Source organism: Stenotrophomonas maltophilia (assembly GCF_004920835.1).
Classification (GTDB): Bacteria; Pseudomonadota; Gammaproteobacteria; order Xanthomonadales; family Xanthomonadaceae; genus Stenotrophomonas; species Stenotrophomonas maltophilia_AQ.
Genome location: NZ_QFHO01000058.1, coordinates 1 through 4,484 on the forward strand (window position 1 = coordinate 1; position 4,484 = coordinate 4,484).

The 4,484-nt window shown below is 67.1% G+C and carries 3 protein-coding genes; 1 reads left to right on the forward strand and 2 read right to left on the reverse strand.

Features of this window, described 5'->3' with window-relative positions; all coding sequences use genetic code 11:
- Nucleotides 1-109: 109 nt before the first annotated feature.
- Complete coding sequence (locus DI041_RS21025) at nt 110-1,126, reverse strand: TIGR00266 family protein (protein ID WP_136640085.1); 1,017 nt, start codon at nt 1,124-1,126, stop codon at nt 110-112.
- A 159-nt stretch (nt 1,127-1,285) separates the two neighbouring features.
- Here DI041_RS21025 and DI041_RS21030 point away from each other — a divergent pair, with 159 nt between their 5' ends.
- The gene (locus tag DI041_RS21030; RefSeq protein ID WP_046985030.1) at nt 1,286-3,556 is read left to right on the forward strand and encodes a TonB-dependent receptor; all 2,271 of its coding nucleotides are present in this window, start codon (nt 1,286-1,288) and stop codon (nt 3,554-3,556) included.
- 108 nt (nt 3,557-3,664) lie between these two features.
- On the opposite strand, the gene DI041_RS21035 is transcribed toward DI041_RS21030, so the two are convergent.
- Nucleotides 3,665-4,484: acid phosphatase (locus DI041_RS21035; protein WP_136640155.1), on the reverse strand; the 820-nt coding region annotated here is incomplete at its 5' end.

Consider the following 4,484-nt stretch of genomic DNA (forward strand, 5'->3'; position numbering starts at 1 on the left):
GGGTGGGGAGTCTCGCCCATTCAGGAAAGGGGGCCGGTAGGTGCCGACCTTGGTCGGCACGCGCAGATTCCAGTGCCGACCAAGGTCGGCACCCACCGAGATCCTGTGGTCAGAACCGGTTGTCGCCGTCCAGCATCCGGCCCAGGCCGCCCAGCACCGAACCCTCGCCGCGGTTCTGGCCACCGCCCTGCGGTGCGGCCATCCACATGCGGCCGGCCAGGCGCGAGAACGGCAGCGACTGCAGCCAGACCTTGCCGGGACCGGTCAGCGTGGCCAGGAACACGCCTTCGCCACCGAACAGCATGCTCTTGATGCCGGCCACCCGGCGCACGTCCATGTCCACGGTCGGGTGGTAGGCCACCACGCAGCCGGTATCCACATCCAGCCGCTCGCCGGCCGCCAGCTCGCGCTCGACCACGCAGCCACCGGCGTGGATGAACACCCAGCCGTCGCCCTCCAGCTTCTGCATGATGAAACCTTCGCCGCCGAACAGGCCGGTCATGATCTTGCGCTGGAACTGCACGCCGATCTGCACACCGCGCGCGCCGGCCAGGAAGCTGTCCTTCTGGCAGATCAGGCGGCCGCCATGCTGGTCCAGCTTCATTGCCAGCACGGTGCCGGGGTAGGGCGCGGCGAAGGCGACCTTGCCCTTGCCGTGGCCGCCCTGGGTGTAGACGGTGGCGAACAGGCTCTCGCCGGTCAGCACGCGCTTGCCGGCGGCCATCACCTTGCCCATCAAACCGCCGCCCTGGTCGCCGGTGGCGGCACCGAACACCGTGTCCATCTGCACCGTTGCGTCCTTGAACATCAGTGCGCCGGCTTCGGCAATGGCGCTCTCGCCGGGATCAAGCTCGATTTCGACGAACTGCATTTCATGGCCGACGATGCGGAATTCGATGTCGTCGGCACGGCCGCTGGCGGCGGCGGGAACTGGCGGTGGGGTGTTGGGCATGCCCGGGGCCGCGGACTGCAGTTCGGGCACCTCGGCAATCGAGGTCCACCCGCTCATGCCCTGGCACCAGGCCAGGGCGCGCGGGTTGGCCTGCGCATAACGGCGCGCGGCGTCGTCATCAAGCGGGCCGATACGCTCGGCCTGGGCGGAGGCATGGAAGTACCACTGGGTCATCGCGGTGGCTCCGCAGGGTTGGAAAACCCCGAGTCTAGCGAGCGACCCGGCCGCCGGGCGACGCGGCCATGAACGGCCGGCATTTGCGGGGCAGGTGCTGTATTGCAACAATTATCTGGTAGCGCCGTTTTACCACCCCTCCAAACACAGCCTACCGCCATGTCTCCGACCCGCACTTCCCGTGGCCGCCTTCCGGTCGCGCGCCCCCTCGTTGCTGCTCTTTCCGCCCTGCTGCCGCTGGTAGCAGCCGCCCAGGAAACCCCCGCCGCCAAGGATCCGGTTGCCCTCGATGCCCTGCAGGTGACCGCGCAGCGCCGTGTCGAGAACGCCAAGGACGTGCCGGTTGCGATCAGCGCGATCCAGGGCGAGAAGCTCGATGTGCTGGGTTCGGCGGGTGATGACATCCGCTTCCTGGCCGCACGCGTGCCCAGCCTCAACATCGAGTCCTCCTACGGCCGTGCCTTCCCGCGCTTCTACATCCGCGGCCTCGGCAACACCGACTTCGACCTCAACGCTTCGCAGCCGGTGTCGCTGGTGTACGACGACGTGGTGCAGGAAAGCCCGCTGCTGAAGGGCTTCCCGCTGTTCGACCTGGCCAACGTGGAAGTGCTGCGCGGCCCGCAGGGCACGCTGTTCGGCCGCAACACCCCGGCCGGCGTGGTCAAGTTCGATTCGGCGCGCCCGTCGCAGGATGCCGACGGCTACGTGCGCGTGGGCTATGGCAGCTACAACAGCTGGAACGTGCAGGGTGCCTACGGCGGCCCGCTGACCGATCGCTGGTCGGCGCGCGTGTCGGCCATCTACCAGCGCCGTGACGACTGGGTCGACAACACCCGTGCCGGTGCGCCCAACAGCGGCTTCGAAGGCTATGACGAAGCTGCCGGCCGCGTGCAGTTCCTGTACGAAGGCGACGACTTCGAAGCACTGTTCAACCTGCACAAGCGCAAGCTCAACGGCACCGCTCGCCTGTTCCGCGCCAACATCATCGAAAAGGGCGGCAATTCACTGGTCGAGAACTTCGACCGCGACAAGGTCGCCAACGACGGCGTCAACTTCTCCGACCTGAAAACCTGGGGCGGCAGCGCGCGCCTGCAGTGGAACCTCGGCTCGGTGACCCTGCATTCGATCACCGGCTACGAGACCGCCGAATCGCTCAACCGCGGCGACATCGACGGTGGCTACGGCGCGGCGTTCCTGGGTGCGGGCAACTCCGGCCCAGGCCTCATCCCGTTCTCGTCCGAGTCGGCCGACGGCCTGCCGCACCACCGCCAGTGGACCCAGGAATTCCGCGTTGAATCCAACGAATGGGGTCGCTTCGACTGGCAGGCCGGCGTTTTCTACTTCGATGAAGACGTGACCATCAACAACTTCAACTACGACTCGCTGACTCCGGGCAACCCGCAGACCGGCCACGTGGTGCAGAACCAGCGCAACAAGGCGTGGGCGGTGTTCGCCTCGGGTGACTTCGATGTCACCGACCGCTTCAAGCTGCGTGCCGGCGTGCGCTATACGCAGGACAAGAAGGACTTCAGCGCCAGCGTGCTGCAGGCCGTGCCGTTCGGTACCCCGGTCAGTGGCCCGTATCTGGCCAACACCGACGTCAACGACGTCAGCTGGGATGTCAGCGGCGTGTACAAGCTGACCGACAACGTGAATGCCTACGCCCGCGTGGCCAAGGGCTTCCGTGCGCCGTCGATCCAGGGCCGCCTGGCCTTCGCGCCGGGCCTGTCTCAGGCCGATTCGGAGAAGGTGATCTCGTACGAAGCCGGCATCAAGGCCGACCTGTTCGAGCGTCGCGCGCGCCTGGGCTTGAGCGTGTTCCGCTACAACGTCGATGGCCAGCAGCTGATCGCGGTGGGCGGCACCAACAACACCGCCACCCTGCTCAACGCCGACAAGACCATCGGCCAGGGCGTGGAGCTGGACCTGGAAGCCTACCTGGCTGACAACGTCCTGTTGACCTTCGGCAGCAGCTACAACGACACCGAGATCAAGGACAAGGATCTGGCGGTGGCGATCTGCGGCGGTGGCTGCACCATCAACGATCCGACCACCGTCATCAACGGTGGCACCTATGCGCTGGTCAACGGCAACCCGCTGCCGCAGGCGCCGAAGTGGATCCACAACGCGACCCTGCGCGTCGGCTTCCCGCTCAGCGATGGCAGCGAGCTGTATGCCTACACCGACTGGGCCTACCGCAGCGCGGTGAACTTCTTCATCTACGAGTCGCCGGAGTTCCGCGGCCGTAGTTCACTGGAAGGTGGCCTGCGCCTGGGTTACAACTGGGATTACGGCCAGTACGATGTGGCGGTGTTCGGCCGCAACCTGACCAACCAGACCCGTGTGGTCGGCGCGATCGACTTCAACAACCTGACCGGCTTCCTCAACGAGCCGCGTACCTGGGGCGTGGAGTTCACCGCGAAGTTCTGATGCGGTCGATCGTGATGCAATGAAGAAGGGCCGGCGCAATGCCGGCCCTTCTGCTGTATGGGGTCAGAGCCCTTTCCTGCGGAAAGGGATCCGACCCCGGATCGCCGCTTACAGCGCGCTCTGCGGGCGCACCTTCAGCACCGCATTCTCGGTAGCGCAGTCGCGGCTGGAGTGCAGGCCGGCCTTGCGCGCGGCAGCGATCTCCTTGCGTGCGGCCAGCAGATCCTTGTTGAACGCGGCGTTGTCGTGCAGGCGGGCCACGGCGGCGGCGCCCATGAAACGGCCTTCCAGGATGTCGCTCTGCCAGTGCACGTTGCACACCAGGCGGCTCTCGCCGTAGTTGCGGCCACGCGCCTGGATGGCATCGGCGCGGTCCGGTGCGATCTCCGACAGGATCAGTGCCCAGGCCCAGCCGATCGAGGTGTGGCCGGACGGGTAGGAGCCGTTCTTGCGCAGGCCTTCCTCGTCCTTCGGCGAGCAGGTCGGCTCACCGTTGACCATGAACGGGCGCGGGCGCTGGTAGTGGTTCTTGGCCGCCTTGGTGGCGGCGCTGGCGTCGATCCGGCTGCGCTCGAGCAGGCGGTACAGCGCCGGGGTCTTCACTGCATCGACGTCGATGTCGGCGGCGCAGGAGAAGTGGTTGGCGCCTTCGGGGAAGCCGAGTTCGGCATCGACGCCGGCCTGGGCGAAGCGCGGGCTGCCACGCAGCGCGCGGGCTTCACGGCTGACCTGTTCGTCCAGCGCGAGGGCGGCCGAACCGGCCACCGGCGGTGCCGGCACCAGGTCGAGGCTGGCCGGAACCGCACTCTTGTCCAGATAGCCCACCGCCTTGGTGGTGATGTTGGCTTCGACGGCGGTCGGCTTGGCGGCGGTGGCGGCACAACCAGCCAGGGCCACGGCAACGGCGAGGCCGAGCAGGGGGCGGGCG